The 17,569-nt window shown below is 47.1% G+C and carries 17 protein-coding genes; 13 read left to right on the forward strand and 4 right to left on the reverse strand.

The window, feature by feature from the left end:
• Positions 1-128 precede the first annotated feature (128 nt).
• The 3 genes from dusA to K0H60_RS03885 all read left to right on the forward strand — a co-directional run bounded on the left by dusA (position 129) and on the right by K0H60_RS03885 (position 1,984).
• Positions 129-1,136, forward strand: coding sequence for a tRNA dihydrouridine(20/20a) synthase DusA (gene dusA, locus K0H60_RS03875; RefSeq protein WP_220057328.1), 1,008 nt, complete (start codon positions 129-131; stop codon positions 1,134-1,136).
• A 208-nt stretch (positions 1,137-1,344) separates the two neighbouring features.
• Entirely contained in the window at positions 1,345-1,638 is a 294-nt protein-coding gene (locus K0H60_RS03880; RefSeq protein ID WP_023268555.1) for a hypothetical protein, read from the forward strand.
• Between the two features lie 145 nt (positions 1,639-1,783).
• Positions 1,784-1,984 carry a PspC domain-containing protein gene (locus K0H60_RS03885; RefSeq protein ID WP_011623980.1) on the forward strand — a complete coding sequence of 67 codons (201 nt, stop codon included), beginning with the start codon at positions 1,784-1,786 and terminating at the stop codon, positions 1,982-1,984.
• 139 nt (positions 1,985-2,123) lie between these two features.
• Here the strand turns inward: K0H60_RS03885 and K0H60_RS03890 are convergent, their stop codons facing one another.
• Positions 2,124-2,861 carry an enoyl-CoA hydratase-related protein gene (locus tag K0H60_RS03890; RefSeq protein ID WP_220057329.1) on the reverse strand — a complete coding sequence of 246 codons (738 nt, stop codon included), beginning with the start codon at positions 2,859-2,861 and terminating at the stop codon, positions 2,124-2,126.
• A 34-nt stretch (positions 2,862-2,895) separates the two neighbouring features.
• Here K0H60_RS03890 and K0H60_RS03895 point away from each other — a divergent pair, with 34 nt between their 5' ends.
• From K0H60_RS03895 to K0H60_RS03905, 3 genes are read left to right on the forward strand one after another with little or no spacing between them, the layout of a single operon-like run.
• Entirely contained in the window at positions 2,896-3,378 is a 483-nt protein-coding gene (locus tag K0H60_RS03895; RefSeq protein WP_220057330.1) for a copper chaperone PCu(A)C, read from the forward strand.
• A gap of 11 nt (positions 3,379-3,389) precedes the next feature.
• Positions 3,390-4,358 carry a DUF2333 family protein gene (locus K0H60_RS03900; RefSeq protein WP_011623977.1) on the forward strand — a complete coding sequence of 323 codons (969 nt, stop codon included), beginning with the start codon at positions 3,390-3,392 and terminating at the stop codon, positions 4,356-4,358.
• A gap of 2 nt (positions 4,359-4,360) precedes the next feature.
• Positions 4,361-5,098, forward strand: a complete 738-nt coding sequence (locus K0H60_RS03905; protein ID WP_220057331.1) for a TIGR04219 family outer membrane beta-barrel protein — start codon at positions 4,361-4,363, stop codon at positions 5,096-5,098.
• A 72-nt stretch (positions 5,099-5,170) separates the two neighbouring features.
• On the opposite strand, the gene tolC is transcribed toward K0H60_RS03905, so the two are convergent.
• On the reverse strand, positions 5,171-6,478 hold the full coding sequence (gene tolC / locus K0H60_RS03910; RefSeq protein WP_011715885.1) for an outer membrane channel protein TolC: 1,308 nt from the start codon (positions 6,476-6,478) through the stop codon (positions 5,171-5,173).
• 243 nt (positions 6,479-6,721) lie between these two features.
• Here tolC and nudF point away from each other — a divergent pair, with 243 nt between their 5' ends.
• The 7 genes from nudF to parC are packed head-to-tail and all read left to right on the forward strand — an operon-like array spanning position 6,722 to position 14,675.
• On the forward strand, positions 6,722-7,333 hold the full coding sequence (gene nudF, locus K0H60_RS03915; RefSeq protein WP_220057332.1) for an ADP-ribose diphosphatase: 612 nt from the start codon (positions 6,722-6,724) through the stop codon (positions 7,331-7,333).
• Positions 7,334-7,337: 4 nt separating this feature from the next.
• Complete coding sequence (locus K0H60_RS03920; RefSeq protein ID WP_041417110.1) at positions 7,338-7,778, forward strand: DUF1249 domain-containing protein; 441 nt, start codon at positions 7,338-7,340, stop codon at positions 7,776-7,778.
• Positions 7,779-7,793: 15 nt separating this feature from the next.
• Positions 7,794-8,633, forward strand: a complete 840-nt coding sequence (gene cpdA, locus K0H60_RS03925; RefSeq protein WP_011715888.1) for a 3',5'-cyclic-AMP phosphodiesterase — start codon at positions 7,794-7,796, stop codon at positions 8,631-8,633.
• Positions 8,634-8,659: 26 nt separating this feature from the next.
• Positions 8,660-9,235 carry a YqiA/YcfP family alpha/beta fold hydrolase gene (locus K0H60_RS03930; protein WP_220057333.1) on the forward strand — a complete coding sequence of 192 codons (576 nt, stop codon included), beginning with the start codon at positions 8,660-8,662 and terminating at the stop codon, positions 9,233-9,235.
• A gap of 56 nt (positions 9,236-9,291) precedes the next feature.
• On the forward strand, positions 9,292-11,178 hold the full coding sequence (parE, locus tag K0H60_RS03935; RefSeq protein WP_088211077.1) for a DNA topoisomerase IV subunit B: 1,887 nt from the start codon (positions 9,292-9,294) through the stop codon (positions 11,176-11,178).
• A gap of 52 nt (positions 11,179-11,230) precedes the next feature.
• Positions 11,231-12,406 carry a PQQ-dependent sugar dehydrogenase gene (locus tag K0H60_RS03940; RefSeq protein ID WP_220057334.1) on the forward strand — a complete coding sequence of 392 codons (1,176 nt, stop codon included), beginning with the start codon at positions 11,231-11,233 and terminating at the stop codon, positions 12,404-12,406.
• Complete coding sequence (parC, locus tag K0H60_RS03945) at positions 12,399-14,675, forward strand: DNA topoisomerase IV subunit A (RefSeq protein WP_220057335.1); 2,277 nt, start codon at positions 12,399-12,401, stop codon at positions 14,673-14,675. Before K0H60_RS03940 ends, parC begins: the two co-directional genes overlap by 8 nt.
• A 180-nt stretch (positions 14,676-14,855) precedes the next feature.
• On the opposite strand, the gene K0H60_RS03950 is transcribed toward parC, so the two are convergent.
• Together K0H60_RS03950 and K0H60_RS03955 are read right to left on the reverse strand one after the other, a co-directional pair.
• Positions 14,856-15,926 (reverse strand): porin, encoded by a 1,071-nt coding sequence (locus K0H60_RS03950; RefSeq protein ID WP_220057336.1) that lies wholly within the window; start codon positions 15,924-15,926, stop codon positions 14,856-14,858.
• A 430-nt stretch (positions 15,927-16,356) separates the two neighbouring features.
• The gene (locus K0H60_RS03955; RefSeq protein WP_220057337.1) at positions 16,357-17,421 is read right to left on the reverse strand and encodes a porin; all 1,065 of its coding nucleotides are present in this window, start codon (positions 17,419-17,421) and stop codon (positions 16,357-16,359) included.
• Between the last annotated feature and the right edge of the window lie 148 nt (positions 17,422-17,569).

Below are 17,569 nucleotides of genomic sequence, written 5' to 3' on the forward strand. Positions count from 1 at the left end.
TAACTCGTTTACTGTTTTTGTATTTTTACGCTGGCGCTGCATTGCTCATCAGCGGCTTAAATTAAGGCGCTTTATCCCTCTAAGCTTGAACTTACTGGCAAATTTTAATTACTTGAGTCGATAGTCACGTGTTGAAAAATAATCTTAATGATGGTCTACAGCTCGACCGCACCTTTTCCATTGCGCCCATGTTGGATTGGACGGATCGTCATTACCGTTATTTTGCTCGCTTGATGTCGGCCAATGCCTTGCTGTATACCGAGATGGTGACAACGGGGGCGATTTTGCATGGCCGCGGTGATTATCTTGCCTATAACCAAGAAGAACATCCCCTTGCATTGCAATTGGGGGGCTCGAATCCTGCTGAACTTGCTCGCTGCGCTAAACTTGCCGCCGAGCGCGGTTATGATGAAGTAAACCTCAATGTGGGCTGTCCTTCCGATCGGGTGCAAAACGGTCGCTTTGGTGCTTGTTTGATGGCCGAACCTGAGCTGGTGGCTGAGTGTGTCGATGCCATGAAGCAAGTGGTTGATATTCCAGTGACGGTAAAAACGCGCATCGGCATTGACGAGCAGGATAGTTATGAGTTTTTGACTCACTTTATTGATACTGTCATGGCTAAAGGCTGTGGTGAATTTATTATCCATGCGCGTAAGGCGTGGTTACAGGGCTTAAGTCCGAAGGAAAATCGCGAGATCCCGCCCTTAGACTACGACCGGGTATATCAGCTTAAGCGTGATTATCCGACTCTCAATATCAGCATTAACGGTGGTATCACTAGCCTTGAACAGGCTAAAACTCACTTGCAGCACTTAGATGGTGTGATGGTGGGACGTGAGGCTTACCAAAATCCTTATATTCTGGCGCAGGTTGACCAACTGCTCTGCGGCAACCAGAAGGCGGTGATGAGCCGTGAAGCTGTGATTGAGACCATGTTGCCCTATATTGAGGCTCACTTGCAGGCGGGTGGGCGCTTAAATCATATTACTCGCCATATGATTGGCTTATTCCAAGGCTTACCGGGTGCCCGTGCGTGGCGTCGTTATTTGAGCGAAAACGCCCATAAAAACGGTGCAGGTATTGAGGTGGTCAAGCAGGCTTATCAAAGTATTCAGAGCGAAATGGTTGCTCAATAATTATTCGATTTGAAAAGTGGTGAGATTGACTAATGCCTGTAGCATTTTTCACCACTTTACCTTTCTCAAGTATCTCGCCTATATCGTTTTAGCTTGAAATAAATTATTAAATCAATTTAAATCAGTGGTTTAAATTTGTTTCGATAAGTTGGCACGCCCTTTGTAATAGTCCCTATGTCAAGTTAATCAATCGGAAAGGGACGACATCATGTTTACTTCAAACGTTAAAAAATCAGTTCAAGCAAGTGTGTTATTCGGTGCATTAATGGCGAGTGTTGCGGTACACGCCGAAGCGGCACCAGTATCTGATGTAGTGGGCGCTATTGAGCAAACTCTGAGCACCCAAGCGCAGGAGTTGTTGGTTAACACTAAGCGTGAACTGGTGTTATCACTGCAAACACAATTAGCTGAAAGTATCTATGACTTCAATAGCCAGCTAACACTGAGCGCGGATAACCAAGGTGAGTCTGTCACCTCAGGCGAATACAGCGCAAACAAGTAAGGAGCTGCCTATGTGGTTTGTAGCACCTCTTATGACTCTGCTACTGCTACCAGTGATTAGCCTCGCGTTGTTTTCAGGAATTATCTGCTGGTTTCAGTGGCACAGTGTCAGCGATAAGTAAATTATTCATCAATTGGAGTTCAAAATGAAACGAGCGCAAATGCGAATGGACAATTCAGAACGTTTAGTCTGTGGTGTTGCCTCTGGTATGGCGTGGCAATTCGGTTGGTCCTGTTTTTGGACTCGTGTCGTGTGGGCCGGTGCGATTCTATTTATGCCGGGTGTGAGTCTGCTGGTTTACTTTGTACTGGCCTTACTTGTGGACCAATGGAAAAGACCTATTTAACCCACGTTTTTGCTCCCTCAATTTGGGAACGTGAATGGGGTAGCCGATGCAAGTTTATGGACACAGCCTTTAGCGGGATGCTATCAAAAAGAGGGCACATCGACCCTCATGCCAAGAGTGTACACTGTTTAAGTGAATATCACTTTTTAAGAAAAGCCTGAAATCTGGCTTTTGCTTCATCACTTTTAAGTCTTGCACTAAATTGTTCTAATTCTTGATGCATCTGGTGTTGCACGCGGTTTTTATGTGGTCGCATCAACTGACGGGTAATTTGCAGTGCTTGCGGTGGCTGATTAGCCAGTTTCTTGGCCTGATTTAGGGCATAACCGAGCAACTCTTCTTGGGCGATGACATCGTTAATGATATTCAGTTTGTGCGCGGTATTGGCATCAAAACTTTCGCCGAGCAGCAAGAGCTCCGCCGCTTTTTGATAACCCACCAATTCGGGTAAGAGTAAGCTTGCGCCAGCCTCGGGCACTAGGGCCAAATTCACGAAGGGCAGTTGGAATTTAGCCGTGTTGTCGGCATAGACCAAATCACAGTGCAGCAGCACCGTTGTGCCAATGCCAACGGCGGCACCAGACACGGCGGCAACCAGCGGTTTTTTGAGTTCCAATAGGCAAAAAAGGAAGCGCACCGCGGGGTGATTTGGACCTAAGTCACTATTTTTCAAAAAGTCAGCAACATCATTGCCCGAGGTGAAACAATTATCCTCGCCATGGAGCATAAAGGCACGAATGTCGTTGTCTGCTTCACCTTCGATCAGGTATTCTGTCAGTTGTTTATACATATTAAGATCAAGTGCATTGCGTTTATCTGGGCGATTAAAGCTGATAATACGAACGCCCTGATCATCCCGAACCTGTATATGACTCATGGGTTGTTTTCCTTTACGACGACATTGGGTAGACATGGAGTTTAAGACATTGAAACCGATATTCAAACAGATGTTTAATTTTGTCGCATTATCCTGTGCCTCATTTTCTGTTTTCGCTAACGTAGTGATGACCGAAGGTCATGTCCGTGCAATGCCTGATACAGTACCAAATACCGCCGCTTACTTTACGCTGGAGAACCATAGCGATAAAACGGTTCGCCTCACCGGAGTGACCACTGAGGTCGCAAAGGAAGCACAATTACATACCATCATCGAAGAACAAGGCATGGTAAAGATGCGCCATGTTGAAGGTTTCGATATTCCCTCCCACGGAAAATTAACCCTCTCGCCGTCTGGAGAGCATGTGATGCTCATCGGACTCAAAGCCCCATTAGCCCTAGATCAGCAAGTTAAACTGCAGTTAGCGTTTGACGATGGCGAGAATCTAACGATTACATTGCCTGTTGCTAAGCAGGCCGACAATGCTGCTGAACATGAGCATCATCACCATCATTAAGGAGTCACTTGATGCAAATAACATGGAAGAAGGTCACCGGAGTTGGTTTATTTGTTGTTTTAATTGGTTATCTAGTCAGCGTGTGGTGGAGTATTGAGCCTGATACTCTGACACCACAACAGCTGACGGCCACAGAGAAGAATGTCGTGGGTTATGCAACCACTACGTCGTTGATCCTGACCGTTGAAACACTGCTGGATAAGCAGGGCGGCTGGTTATCGAACGATGTGATGCCACCTTCGATTTTTATGGATAACATGCCCGCGTTTGAGTACGGCGCTTTAGAGCAAGTCCGTGATTTAGCACTGATTATGCGTAAAGAGTTTAGCCGCTCCCAGTCTCAATCCGCTGCGGATAAGGACCTAAGCGAAGCGCAGGCTAAGCTGAACATCGACCATACCAGTTGGTTAGTTCCAAGCGCCGAGAGCGAATACCGCGATGGCGTTAAGCTGCTCAAGCTATATCGCGCGCGCATGATGGATCCAAACAATCAGGATGCGCAGTTTTACGCCCGTGCCGACAACCTTAACGAGTGGCTCAAAGAAGTTCAAAAACGCTTAGGCAGTATGTCGCAACGTTTATCGGCGAGTGTTGGCCAGGAGCGGTTAAATACCGATTTAGCCGGCGACAATGCTGCGCGCCAATCGACTCCGAATTTAGCTAGCCATCAGGTGAAAACCAGCTGGTGGAAAATTGATGATGTGTTCTATGAGAGCCGTGGTGCCTCGTGGGCGCTGCTGAATTTTATGCGTGCAGTCGAAGTCGACTTTGCTGACGTATTGAAAAAGAAAAATGCTGAGGTCAGCCTGAAACAGATCATTCGTGAGCTGGAGGCGACTCAACAAACGGTTTGGAGCCCTGTGGTACTTAATGGCAGTGGTTTCGGTCTAGTCGCTAATCATTCATTGGTTATGGCTAACTATGTGTCCCGTGCGAATGCCGCGGTGATTGATTTAACGAACTTGCTATCTCAAGGTTAATTATGAAAAAAACACTCCTCGCCAGTGCGGTATTAGGATGCTTAATGGGCACTTCAGCCCAAGCGGCTACTGTGGTTGGATTCAAAATTGGTGGCGATTACTGGCGCGCCGATACCAGCGGTACTTTTTCCGATAAAGGTCAGCCACAACAAGGGTTTGACTACAGTTCATCGGCACAAGGTAGCTACTGGATTGCGGTTGAGCATCCACTGCCGTTTATCCCAAATCTTAAAATTCGTGAAAATAGCTTAGATCAGAAGGGCAGTCTGACCAATGCTGACTTCAGCTTCAATGGCCATGATTTTACTGGCAATGTGACCAGCTATACCGATCTGAGCAATACCGATTTTGTGCTGTATTACGAGTTGCTGGATAACGATATTCTGTCTTTGGATCTTGGTGCCGCCTATAAGCTGATGAACGGTTCTCTGCGCGTTCAAGATGCGGGTCACCCTGAAGAGAAAGACGTCGATAGCGGCATTGTGATGGGTTATGCCAGCACACACGTGAGCATGCCAGGCCTTGGGTTATTCGGCTTTGCGGATTTAATGCTTGGGGTAAACGAGTCTAACGTACACGACTATGCTATCGGCTTAGGTTGGGAGTTTGACGGCGTGGCGGTGGATACCCGTGTGCGTGTGGGTTATCGTGAGTTTGCCTTCGATGTGAATAATTTCTCTGGCATCAGCGCCGATACCAAGTTTGACGGTTATTTCGCCGGTGTAGAAATTGACTTCTAAGCGTTAACGCGAATGAATCAGCCATAAAAAAACCGCCATTTAGGCGGTTTTTTTATGGGAGGTATCGCTATCTTATTCGGCTTTTAGACCGTTGTTGATAGAGATAACATCGTCTTCATTTAAGGTGCCAGCAGCTTGTTTCAACGCAATAATTGAGTTGATGTAGCTGTAACGAGCATCCGACAATTTACGTTTTGAGTCGTACAGATCACGGGTACGGTTCAGTACGTCAACAATAGTACGAGTACCGACTTCAAAACCTGCTTGTGTTGCCTTTAACGCACTCTCAGATGAAATCACTGACTGCTCATAGGCACGGATTGAGCTGATTGAAGCGCCTACGTTGTTGTAGTTGTTACGAACGTTTTTCACCACACTACGGTAGGTTTGCTCTAACTTCTCACTCGCTTCCACGTATTGGAATTGTGCTTCTTTGACCTGTGATGTGACTTTAAAGCCTTCGAAAATCGGAATGCTTAAGTTCACGCCAACGTTCACATTGTCAAAATCTGGCTCATTTACGTCGCCCGTTTTTTGCTCTAACCCTTTGTTATAGCCAGCGTTTAAGCTAAGAGATGGCATATGGCCCGCTTTGTAGAGGCTAATGGTCTCTTGAGCAATATCTTTACCGATGCGTTGAGTCATCAGATCGACGCTGTTGGTTTCAGCAATCTTTAGCCACTCACTCGATGAGGTAGGTGCTGGTGTTACCGCAGAGAAACGGTTGGTGTCGAGCACATTAATGGTCTTGTGATCGATACCCGTGATTTCACGCAGGGCTTCGTAGCTGTTGGCTAGTGTGTTTTCAGCCAAAATTTCAGTCGCCGAGGCTAAGTCATACTGAGCTTGCGCTTCATGCACGTCGGTAATCGCAGTTAAACCTACGGCAAAACGTTGTTTGGTCTGCTCGAGTTGACGTTCAATCGCCCGTTTTTCTGCGCCTTGGAACTCGTAGTTATCTTTTGCCGTTAACACATCAAAGTAGGCTTTAGTCACACGAGTGATCAAATTTTGCAGTGCTGAAGCATAGGTCGAATCGGCTTGAGAAGCGGCTTTTTCGGCAAGGCTTAAACCAACCCAAGCGCTGTGATCATAGATCACTTGGTTCAGCTTTAGGCTACCGGTCAATCCACTGGTATCGCTCTTAGGATCATTCCATGCTTTGTCATAACCCACGTTAGCGCTGATGGTCGGTAACAGTGGTGCACGGTTTTGTTCGATCTTTTCAAACAAGGCATTACGCTGAGCTTGTGCTTGTAATACTAGCGGGTCGCTCGTCAGTGCTTGTTGATATATTTGCAGTAAATCATCTGCTTGAACCGCTTGAGCGGAAGCCGCGAGAGTTAATGCTGCGCATAGAGAACGGATCTTAAATTTCATTTGCTGTCCTTATTAGACAAATTCTCCCAAAGGAGAAATATGTAACTTCGTTTAGACTAAGTAATGCCTTTACCAAGGCGGTTTGCGCTTCCCGACGCTTCCCGATACAGCTAAAACTTAATGTCGTAGAGTCTAAAAACTCCCACACGTTCAAGTCAACTGCGAAGTGTAACAGATTTTATTTTAAAAATGAGCCAAATTGCCTTGATAATAGGCGAAAATTTAACGCTTAAGGATTGAAATATGAAGCCTGCTGGTTTTTCGCAAACAGATGTGGAAATTCTCGAGAAAAAGTCGCTGTATCAAGGTTTTTTCGCCCTCGAACAGTTCACTTTTAAACACAAATTATTTGCTGGTGGTTGGAGCCAACCCGTGACCCGTGAAGTGTTCGAGCGTGGCCATGCCGTGGTGGTCCTGCCCTATGATGCTGCGCGTGACAAGATTGTTTTAATTGAACAAATTCGTTTTCCTGCATTAGCGACCACTAAATCTCCTTGGCTAATGGAGTTGGTCGCGGGTATGATTGCGCCCGACGAAACGCCGCTGGATGTTGCGCACCGCGAGCTGCTGGAAGAAACCGGCTTAACCGCCCGCAATATGCATTATGTGAATAGTTATCTGGCAAGTCCTGGTGGCAGTACGGAGCGTTTCTATTTCTATTGGGCCGAGGTGGATTCATCCTTGGCGCAAGGTCTGCACGGATTAGCTGACGAACACGAAGATATTCGATTGCATGTGTTAGACCGTGAGGATGCCTATAATCAGGTCGTCAACGGGGCAATAGACAATGCGTCGACCGTAATTGGATTGCAGTGGTTGCAATTAAACTATCAGCAACTGGTTAAAGTTGGATAAAGGTTTGGCTACTTCAACATCGCACCGAAAACCGCGCTACCAACCTAACGTGAGCGACTTTTTAGCGCTATGCGGGCGTAACTACGGCTATATGCAGAAGTGGTTACCGCTCGATATTGAAGTGGGCCAGTCTTGGCAACTCGAAGGTGAAGCGGGTGTATTAGTAATCCGTATTTTAGAAAATACCAAATACACTCAATTAGTTGAGATCTCACGCCCGGTTAAAATCATGGAGTTTATTAATACTCCCAAGGTGTTAGTGAGAATTTATCATGATGCTAAATTAGCAGAAGTGTTAACTGGTCAACAGATTTACCAATTGCGCCCAGTGTATGATTATCCCAATTTACGCATGTATCATAGCGATGAAAAGTACCAGGTTAATGCATTCCTGGGGGAGTTATTGAAGATTGGCTGCCAACAACGTTTGGTGTGTCAATCTTAGAATTGGGTATTCAATGTGCTTAAAGAGGCTGTCTCTTACTCAATAGCTGAAGAAGAAAGTGTGCGCATAGTGCAAGTCACTGATCCGCACCTTTTTGCCGATCCTGAGGCGCAGTTATTAGGGGTCAACACCAGTAAAAGTTTTGCTGCTGTACTTAATACGATCCGTGCTGTCGACTATCCAGCGCATCTGATGTTAGCCACGGGCGATTTAAGCCAAGATTATTCCCCCGAATCCTATCGTCAATTCGTGGCCGCAGTCGCGCCGCTCAACTTACCTTGCCATTATCTTCCGGGTAATCATGATGATCCGCGGATCATGTATCTGCATATGCAGGGCGAGCGGATTTTTGGTCAGCAGCGTATCCTTGCGGGTAAATGGCAAATCTTGATGCTGGACTCCACCGTGCGGGGAAAGCCCGGCGGCAATATGGCCGAGAGTCAATTCGAACTCATTGAACAGGCCATTGCCGCGCATCCAGACCGCCACACTCTACTGGTGATGCACCATAACCCTATTTTGGTGAATTGCGCTTGGTTAGACCAACATTGCATGGATAACGGCACTGAGTTTCTCAGACGTGTCGCCCAATACCCACAGGTTAAGGGGTTACTCTGGGGCCATGTGCATCAACAGTTGGATACCGACTATGACGGTCCCCATGGCCCACTGCAATTAATGGCGACCCCTTCTACTTGTATTCAGTTTAAACCGCAATCGCCTTATTTTGCCCTCGATGGACTGCAACCCGGTTATCGTTTGCTGGAGCTGAAGGCCGATGGTAGCATCTGCACTAATGTGTATCGCGTGCCGGGAAATCTGTTTTCCCCCGATAAAGATTCCAGCGGTTATTAACGCGAGTGACCGCAGCTTGAGGAACTATGCTGCTCTATATTCACGGATTCAACAGTTCACCTTTCTCCGATAAAGCGGTGATGACGGCGCAATATATGGCCGAGCATCACCCTTCTTTAGCATTCCATCAACCGCAATTACCCAATACACCTAAGGCCGCCATGGCCTTGCTGCAGCACTACGTTGAGGCGGCTAAGCAAGCGGGCGAGCCACTCAATTATATCGGCTCATCCTTGGGGGGATATTTTGCGAGTTACTTGGCAGAGCTGTACGGTGGCCGCGCTGTGTTGGTGAATCCGGCCGTCAAGCCCTTTGAGCTGTTTGATGAGTTTATGGGGCTGCAATTTAACCCTTATACCGAAGAGCATTATCAGGTATTGCCGGAACATAAGCTGGAAGTGGCTGAATTTAATACGGCTGTTATCCGCAATCCCGATCGTTTTTTGGTACTATTGCAAACGGGCGATGAAGTGCTGGATTATCGAGAAGCACTGCATAAGTATCACCATTGCCAATTACGGATTGAATCCGGTGGCGATCACAGTTTTGTGGGTTATGAGCGATATCTGCAAACTGTAAGCCAATTTTTACACTTACCTTGACAAATAGTCGTCCAGAGCCGCAACATGGCCGGATATAACAACTTATAGCGTACACTATGACGAATCAATACACCTCTGACGCCATTGAAGTTCTTAACGGACTCGACCCAGTTAAACGCCGTCCAGGTATGTATACCGATACCACCCGACCTAACCATTTAGGCCAAGAGGTCATAGATAACAGTGTGGACGAGGCCTTAGCGGGCCACGCCACTAAAATCGAAGTTGTGCTCCATACCGATAATTCCCTGGAAGTCACCGATGATGGTCGGGGGATGCCAGTAGATATTCACCCTGAAGAAGGTATTCCTGGGGTCGAGCTGATCCTCACTAAACTGCATGCTGGCGGTAAATTTTCGAATAAAAATTACCAATTCTCCGGTGGTTTGCACGGTGTGGGGATTTCGGTGGTTAACGCCCTGTCTCGTCGCGTCGAAGTGACGGTACGCCGTGACGGCCAAGTGTATGATATTGCTTTTGAAAATGGCTTTAAGGTTGAAGAATTAAAAGTTACGGGTACTTGTGGTCGTCGCAATACTGGTACCCGAGTGCATTTCTGGCCTGACGCTAGTTATTTCGATTCGGCGAATTTCTCCAACTCTAAACTCATCTATTTGCTGCGCGCTAAGGCCGTGTTGTGCCCAGGCCTTAGGATCAAATTTACCAATAAGCACACCAATGAAGTCCATGAATGGTACTACGAGAGTGGTTTAACCGATTATCTCAAGGCGGCGGTTGGCGATAATTTAATGCTGCCAGAAGAGCCCTTTATCGGCAGCTTTAAAGGCCAAATCGAAGCCGCTGATTGGGCCATTACTTGGCTGCCTGAAGGTGGCGATGCGATTAACGAAAGCTATGTTAACTTGATCCCAACGCCATTGGGTGGAACCCACGTGAACGGTTTCCGCCAAGGTTTGCTGGAGTCGATGCGCGAGTTTTGCGAGTTTCGTAATCTGATCCCCCGCGGCATCAAGCTATCGCCTGAGGATATTTGGGACCGCGCCGCCTTCATTCTCTCGGTGAAGATGCAAGATCCGCAGTTTGCCGGTCAAACCAAAGAGAAACTCTCGAGCCGTCAAAGCTCTGCTTTTGTCTCTGGCATTGTGCGTGACGCGTTTTCACTGTGGCTCAACTCGAATACCGAATTGGCCGAGTCGCTGGCGGACATGTGTATTAACAACGCCCAGCGCCGCTTAAAAGCCGCGAAAAAAGTGGCCCGTAAAAAAGTCACCTCTGGCCCGGCATTACCGGGTAAATTGACTGACTGTAGCGGCCAAGATCCGATGCGCGGCGAACTTTTCCTCGTGGAAGGGGACTCAGCGGGCGGCAGTGCCAAGCAGGCGCGCGACCGTGAGTTTCAGGCCATTATGCCGCTGCGTGGTAAAATCCTAAACACTTGGGAGGTAGATGCTTCGCAGGTGTTGGCTTCGCAGGAAGTGCATGATATCTCGGTGGCGATTGGTTGCGACCCCGATAGCAACGACATCTCCGAGCTAAGATATGGCAAGATTTGTATCCTTGCCGACGCGGACTCCGACGGGCTACATATTGCAACTTTACTCTGCGCCCTGTTTCTGAAACATTACCGTGTGCTGGTCGAACAGGGCCATGTCTATATCGCTATGCCACCGCTGTTCCGTATCGATATAGGTAAGGATGTTTACTACGCCTTAGATGAGGCTGAAAAAGAAGGTATTCTCGACCGTATTACTGCCGAGAATAAAAAGGGTAAGGTCCAAGTTACGCGCTTTAAAGGTCTGGGTGAGATGAACCCGCTGCAATTGCGTGAAACGACTATGGATCCAAACACTCGCCGTTTAGTTCAGTTAACCATTGATGATGTAGAAGAAACTGACTCACTGATGGATATGTTGCTGGCTAAGAAACGTTCGCCCGATCGTAAAAACTGGCTCGAGGATAAGGGTGACATGGCGGTACTTTAATGTTGTGCACTATTGCCGATAACAATAAAACTTAGGCATAAAGAAAATTACCATGTTGTATATAAAAACTAATAATTATAAATATTTAAGGGTGTTCTCTGCCTTCGGGGCCCTACTGGTGAGTCTGGCGTTATTAACGAGCCAGGCGGCGATAGCGGGGTCTCAGTCGATCATGATTACCGTGTCGAAGGGATTTGGTTTATCCCTTTATGCCTCCGATCTCGGGGATGCAAAGCAGATAGCCATGGGCTCGAATGGTACGCTCTTTGTGGGCTCCAATAAGAGTGGCACTGTGCATGCGCTCGTTGACAGCAATCAAGATGGTCGCGTCGATAAACGTTATGTGATTGCCAAAGGGCTGGAATCCCCCGATGCGATAGCCTTCCATAATGGCGATCTTTTTGTTGCGACCGAAAACCGTATCGTACGTTTTATTGATATCGAGCAGCGCTTACGTCGACCCAGTCGCCCTAAAGAAATCTATAGCGACCTGCCTGAATCCAATAAGAAAAGCACCCGTGCGATGAATTTTGGCCCCGATGGCAGGTTGTATGTCTCTATCGGTGCACCGTGCAACGTATGTGAGGCGAGTGCGCCCTACAGCAGCATTATTGCAATTAATGTCGATACAGGTGCCAGTGAGCAAATAGCGCTGGGCGTACGGGATGCGACCGGATTTGACTGGTCCCCCCAAGATGGCAAGTTATGGTTTGCCGACCAAGGTCGGGATTGGATGGGGGATAACTTACCACCCGATGAAATCAACCGCATCGATGTGGTCGGTAGCCATTATGGATTCCCCTATTTGCACGCCTCGTCCGTGGTCGAGCCGGCCTACGAAAAACCAAAGAATTTAAAAATTACCGTCCCAGTATATGAACTGCCGGCCCATGTGGCGCCGACGGGGCTGGCGTTTTATCGCGGCAAGCAATTCCCTGAAATGTATCATAATCAGCTCTTTGTCGCCGAAAATGGTTCGTGGAACCGTTCGAGCAAAGTGGGTTATCAAATCGTCATGTTGAAGCTTGAAAATCAGCAGGTGGTGAGTCGTGAAACCGTAGTCAGTTTCCTCGACGGTGAGTTTCCCGTTGCCCGTCCCTATGCCTTGTTGTCGGCAGACGATGGTGCTATGTACATTTCGGATGATTTAAAAGGTAACGTGTATCGGCTGTTTTATAAGGATGGCGATACGACTGAAGAACCACAGGAACTAGAAGAAAATGAGTGACGCGATCAAGTTAAGCTTAGATGGCGTAGAGCAGATGCCCCTGCGGCGCTTTACCGAAGAAGCTTATCTGAATTATTCCATGTACGTCATCATGGACCGAGCCTTGCCCCATATTGGTGATGGGCTTAAGCCTGTACAACGGCGGATTATTTATGCCATGAGTGAGCTCGGGTTATCGGCTCAGTCAAAACATAAAAAATCAGCCCGTACCGTCGGTGACGTATTAGGTAAGTACCATCCCCATGGCGACAGCGCCTGTTATGAGGCTATGGTGCTGATGGCGCAGCCATTTTCTTACCGTTATCCGTTGGTAGATGGTCAAGGTAACTGGGGGGCGCCAGACGATCCTAAGTCCTTCGCAGCGATGCGTTATACCGAGGCGCGTCTGTCTAAGTTCTCCGAAGTCTTACTTTCAGAGCTTGGACAAGGGACGGTCGAGTGGGGCGCTAACTTCGATGGCACCTTAAAAGAACCTAAAGTGCTGCCTGCGCGTTTACCGCATATTTTACTCAATGGCATCACAGGTATTGCTGTGGGCATGGCGACGGATATTCCGCCCCATAATGCCAGAGAGTTAGTCAATGCCTGTGTGGCACTGCTGGACGATCCTAAACTCGAACTTGAGCAGTTGATGGGCTATGTGCCAGGTCCGGATTATCCGACCGAAGCCGAGATCATCACGCCATCGGCCGACATTGCCAAAGTCTATGAGACGGGCCGTGGCTCCATAAAAGCCCGCGCCGTGTATAGCGTCGAAGCGGGTGAGATAGTGATCACCGCTCTGCCGCACCAAGCCAGTAGCGGTAAGATTTTAGAGCAGATCGCCGCCCAGATGCAGGCGAAAAAGCTGCCTATGGTAGCGGACTTACGTGATGAGTCCGACCATGAAAACCCGGTGCGACTGGTGGTGGTGCCGCGCTCAAACCGCGTCGATTGCGACCAACTGATGGCGCACTTGTTTGCGACCACAGATCTTGAGAAAAGCTTTAGGGTAAACCTTAACGTCCTAGGCCTCGATGGTCGCCCACGGGTGAAGGGCCTTAAAGACTTATTAACCGAATGGTTAGAGTTCCGTGTCGATACCGTAAGACGTCGCCTCGAGTATCGCCTCGATAAAGTGCTGGCACGGTTACATATCCTCGAAGCCTTGATGATTGCCTTCCTCAATATCGATGAAGTGATTGAAATCATCCGCTTCCACGATGAGCCAAAGGCCGAGTTAATGGCGCGCTTTAACCTGACGGATAGGCAAGCAGAAGCCATCCTCGAGTTAAAATTACGCCATTTAGCCAAGCTGGAAGAGTTTAAAATCAAGGCCGAGCAGGATGAGCTTGAGGCCGAGCGTGAGAAATTAGAGCTGTTATTAGGCTCAGACCGTCGCTTAAAAACCTTGATCAAGAAAGAATTAATTCAAGATGGCGAAACCTATGGTGACGATCGCCGCTCACCGATTGTTGAGCGCCATGAGTCCCGTGCCTTAACCGAGCAAGAGCTGACGCCGAGCGAGCCAGTGACTGTGGTGTTATCTGAAAAAGGCTGGGTGCGTTGTGCTAAGGGTCATGATATCGATGCCGAGTCTTTGTCCTACAAGGCGGGCGATCAATATCTATGCAGTGCGATGGGGCGCAGCAATCAGGCGGCGGTATTTATTGATTCATCGGGCCGCGCGTTTGCTACCGACAGTCACAGCCTGCCATCGGCCCGCAGCCAAGGTGAACCAATCACTACGCGCTTTAATATGGCGCCGGGTGAAACCATGCAGCATGTGATTTTGGGGGAAGACGAGCAATGTTTCCTGCTCGCCACCGATGCGGGTTACGGTTTTATCTGTACTTACAATGATATGGTTTCGCGCAACAAGGCGGGTAAAGCCCTGTTAAGCTTGCCGACGAATGCTAAGTCCTTACCGCCTAGACCGATTGACCGCAATCGCGAGATGTCGATTCTTGCTATCACCAATGAAGGTCGTATGTTGCTGTTTTCATTGGAAGCATTGCCGCAATTGTCTAAGGGCAAAGGGAACAAGATTATCGGTATTCCAAGCGAACGTGCTAAGAATCGTGAAGAACTGATGACCCATTTACAGTTAGTGCCAGCCGACACACCAGTGACCCTATGGGCGGGTAAGCGTAAACTCACTTTAAAACCGAGCGATTTAGAGCATTATCGGGGTGAACGTGGCCGCCGCGGCGCCAAACTACCGCGTGGGTTACAGCGTGTAGATAGCGTGGAGTTAGGCGAAGGTGCAGAGGTTTTACCTAGCATTTAACGGTCATTTGAGCTTGCGTAAGCTGTAATCGAAACAGGTTAATCAAAGCCACTTAAGTGTCACTTGAGTGGCTTTTTTATGACTAGAGTTATGCGCTAAAGAATCACTTATCTTAAATACAAGGCATAAAAAAACCTACCGCAAGCGGTAGGTTTTTATTAGTTAATATCCGAAAGGATATTAGAAGTCGTAACGTACGCCTACAGAGAATACGTTGTCGTCTTGTAAGTCGATTTTAGCGCCTGTAGTGTCTTTGTAATCGCCTTTGTACATTGAGTACTGGCCATACACCATAGTTGATTTAGAGAAACGGTAGTCAGCACCAACGTTGAAGTTGTTTACGCTAATATCGTCAGCACCAGCTTGACCTAAAGTGCTGTAATATTTACCGAAGCCAGCTTCATCGTAACCGTATTCTGCTTTCAGGTTTACGCCATTCAGGTCATAAACTACGTTAACGAAGTAAGTGTTACCGTCGATAGAGCTGTCAGCTACGCTTTCAGAGTTTTGGAATAAACCACCGACTTTGAACTGACCTAATTTAACTTGAGCTACACCGCGGTATGCATCAATTCCTGAGATACCTTTGTTATAAGCTACTGCTAAATAGTAGTTTTGCTCTTTAAACTTGCTATCACCTAAGGTCGCACTTAATGCGTAATCGTTTGAGCTGTCTTTACCTTCGGCAGAAGTTACTTTTTCATTGTCATCAATTAAATAAGTTGCGTTTAAAGTGACTAAGCCAGCGATTTTTGGTGAGTAGTACCAAATACCATCTGCACTACGTGTTTGGCCTGAAACTAAACGATCGATATCCGCGTTGGTGTTACCAAATACGTCAACCGCGCCTTCAGCTTGTTTGAATACTGTGTCGTTACGACCCACTAACACAGTACCTGCGTTAGTTTTTAAACCTAAGTAAGTGTTACGAGCTTTGAAAACATCACCAGTGCCAGAAGTGTTTTCAACTTGGAATTCCATTTGATAAACAACATCATAGCCATCAGCGATCTTTTCAGAACCTTTAACACCTAATAGAGAGAAGTTGTTTTCTAAATAGGTACCAGCGTTGTTCTCATCGGCATAGTTTGCTTCTAAGCCGTTAGTACCAGATTGTAGAGTTGCACCTGTCTCAGTATTGGTTACTGCAAGCTCTAAACGACCGTAGAAGCTTGGGCCTTCGGCTAGCGCGCCGAATGAAGCCAGTGCCAGTACTGATGCAACTGATGCAGAGATGAATGTCTTTTTCATGTTTTGTGCTCCCTCGAACCTAAGTTCTTTTCCATTTTTCATGGTTTTTGTGTGGTTTAACACATTTGTTACTGGAATCGGTAACAAAGTTGCCGCCGATTTTTACAGTTTTACGACTTACAGGCTGTGTTGCAGATCATGTTTTTGGCTCTCCTTGTCCGTATTCGGGGTTTTTTAGGATATTTCCCTATATCTCAACCGCAAATCGGCGTGAAAGTGGTAAAACGGTATTTTTCACTTACTACTAAAGAGGTAGGTAAAGCGCCAAGGCTTAAGTGAGTCGGCGACGCTAACTGTAGCATATACTAATGTTGTCGCAAGTTTGTCATAAATGGGGAGAGAGAGTGCTATTTAGTATGAGGTACAATAAAAAAGCGGCCAAAGCCGCTTTTTTATCAAATATCATCACTTTTGAATTAGGATAATACTATTAGAAATCAATACGTAAACCTACAGTAAACACATTGTCATCTAAGTCTTGTTTTGTACCTGCTAGCATAAGGTCGCCGTCGAAGCGAGTGTAGTGACCATAGACCATAGTCTTAGTACTGAGTCGGTAATCTGCGCCTACACTGAGCTGTTGTAGGTCAACATCGCTGACTTGCTCAAGGTTGCCACTGTCTTGGCTGCCGACAAAACGGCTGACATATTTACCTAAACCTGAGTCATCTTTGCCGTAAACCAACTTAAATTTCACATCACCCATCAGATAAGCAGCATTGACAAAATAGGTCTCACCCGAGAGGTTGGAGAATCTGTCATCAATATGCTCACTGTGCTGATAAATGGCACCAAAGAGGAAATCCCCAAATTTTGCTTGAGCTACACCACGGTAGGCTTCGATATTTTCGATACCATCGTTATAGGCGGCGGCCACATAGTAATTGTGGGTTTTAAAGGTCTTGTCGCCTAAGGTAGCGCTTAAGGCATACATTTGATCTTGGCTGTAAACTTCGTTGCCTTGGCTATCGCGTTGATCATAGTTATCACTCATCAAATAAGTAGCGTTGAAGGTGATAAGATCGGCGATTTTTGGAGAATAATAAGAAATACCATCGGCGGAGCGCGTTTGGCCCGCCAGTAACAGGTCGATATCGGCGTTGGTATTGCCGAACAAATCAAAACCGCCTTCAGAGGCTTTAAATACTGTATCGTTACGACCGGCTAACACTGTGCCGGCAACACTTCTCACACCGAGGAAGGTATTACGTGCATTGAAGGTTTTATTCGAGTTATCAAAGTTTTCTACGCCAAATTCCATTTGATAGATGATATCAAAGTAAGGGCTAACGCTTTCAGAGCCTTTGACACCCACCCATGAAAAGTTGTTTTCGAGTACTGTGCCATCTTTCTGATTTTGTACAGCATAGCCTTTTTCTGAGTCTGTGATACTCAGGTCGACATGGCCATAAAATTCTGGGCCATCGGCTAGGGAGTTGAATGAGCAAAATGCGAGACTCGCGGTAATCGCTGTAGTGAGCAGATTCTTTTTCATCTTCATTTTCCTGTGCTTATATCATTATTTTATGCAGCGATAGCAAAGTGTATCCACTGCGGTTGGAGGCGTTTTGATGCAGCGCAGTGTGGCAGGTGAATGAATTTAAAATGTGATCAAGATCGCTTTGTACTGAAAAGGTACTGTT

This window comes from Shewanella mangrovisoli (genome assembly GCF_019457635.1).
Classification (GTDB): Bacteria; Pseudomonadota; Gammaproteobacteria; order Enterobacterales; family Shewanellaceae; genus Shewanella; species Shewanella mangrovisoli.

What these genes read in the sequence shown, in the direction of transcription:
- K0H60_RS03930 (WP_220057333.1), top strand. Translation starts at nt 8,660, where the DNA reads ATGCTGCTCTATATTCACGGATTCAACAGTTCACCTTTCTCCGATAAA.
- parE (WP_088211077.1), top strand. Translation starts at nt 9,292, where the DNA reads ATGACGAATCAATACACCTCTGACGCCATTGAAGTTCTTAACGGACTC.
- tolC (WP_011715885.1), bottom strand. Translation starts at nt 6,478, where the DNA reads ATGAAATTTAAGATCCGTTCTCTATGCGCAGCATTAACTCTCGCGGCT.
- K0H60_RS03955 (WP_220057337.1), bottom strand. Translation starts at nt 17,421, where the DNA reads ATGAAAAAGAATCTGCTCACTACAGCGATTACCGCGAGTCTCGCATTT.
- parC (WP_220057335.1), top strand. Translation starts at nt 12,399, where the DNA reads ATGAGTGACGCGATCAAGTTAAGCTTAGATGGCGTAGAGCAGATGCCC.
- K0H60_RS03900 (WP_011623977.1), top strand. Translation starts at nt 3,390, where the DNA reads ATGCAAATAACATGGAAGAAGGTCACCGGAGTTGGTTTATTTGTTGTT.
- K0H60_RS03940 (WP_220057334.1), top strand. Translation starts at nt 11,231, where the DNA reads ATGTTGTATATAAAAACTAATAATTATAAATATTTAAGGGTGTTCTCT.
- K0H60_RS03890 (WP_220057329.1), bottom strand. Translation starts at nt 2,861, where the DNA reads ATGAGTCATATACAGGTTCGGGATGATCAGGGCGTTCGTATTATCAGC.
- K0H60_RS03895 (WP_220057330.1), top strand. Translation starts at nt 2,896, where the DNA reads ATGGAGTTTAAGACATTGAAACCGATATTCAAACAGATGTTTAATTTT.
- K0H60_RS03950 (WP_220057336.1), bottom strand. Translation starts at nt 15,926, where the DNA reads ATGAAAAAGACATTCATCTCTGCATCAGTTGCATCAGTACTGGCACTG.
- K0H60_RS03885 (WP_011623980.1), top strand. Translation starts at nt 1,784, where the DNA reads ATGAAACGAGCGCAAATGCGAATGGACAATTCAGAACGTTTAGTCTGT.
- nudF (WP_220057332.1), top strand. Translation starts at nt 6,722, where the DNA reads ATGAAGCCTGCTGGTTTTTCGCAAACAGATGTGGAAATTCTCGAGAAA.
- K0H60_RS03905 (WP_220057331.1), top strand. Translation starts at nt 4,361, where the DNA reads ATGAAAAAAACACTCCTCGCCAGTGCGGTATTAGGATGCTTAATGGGC.
- K0H60_RS03880 (WP_023268555.1), top strand. Translation starts at nt 1,345, where the DNA reads ATGTTTACTTCAAACGTTAAAAAATCAGTTCAAGCAAGTGTGTTATTC.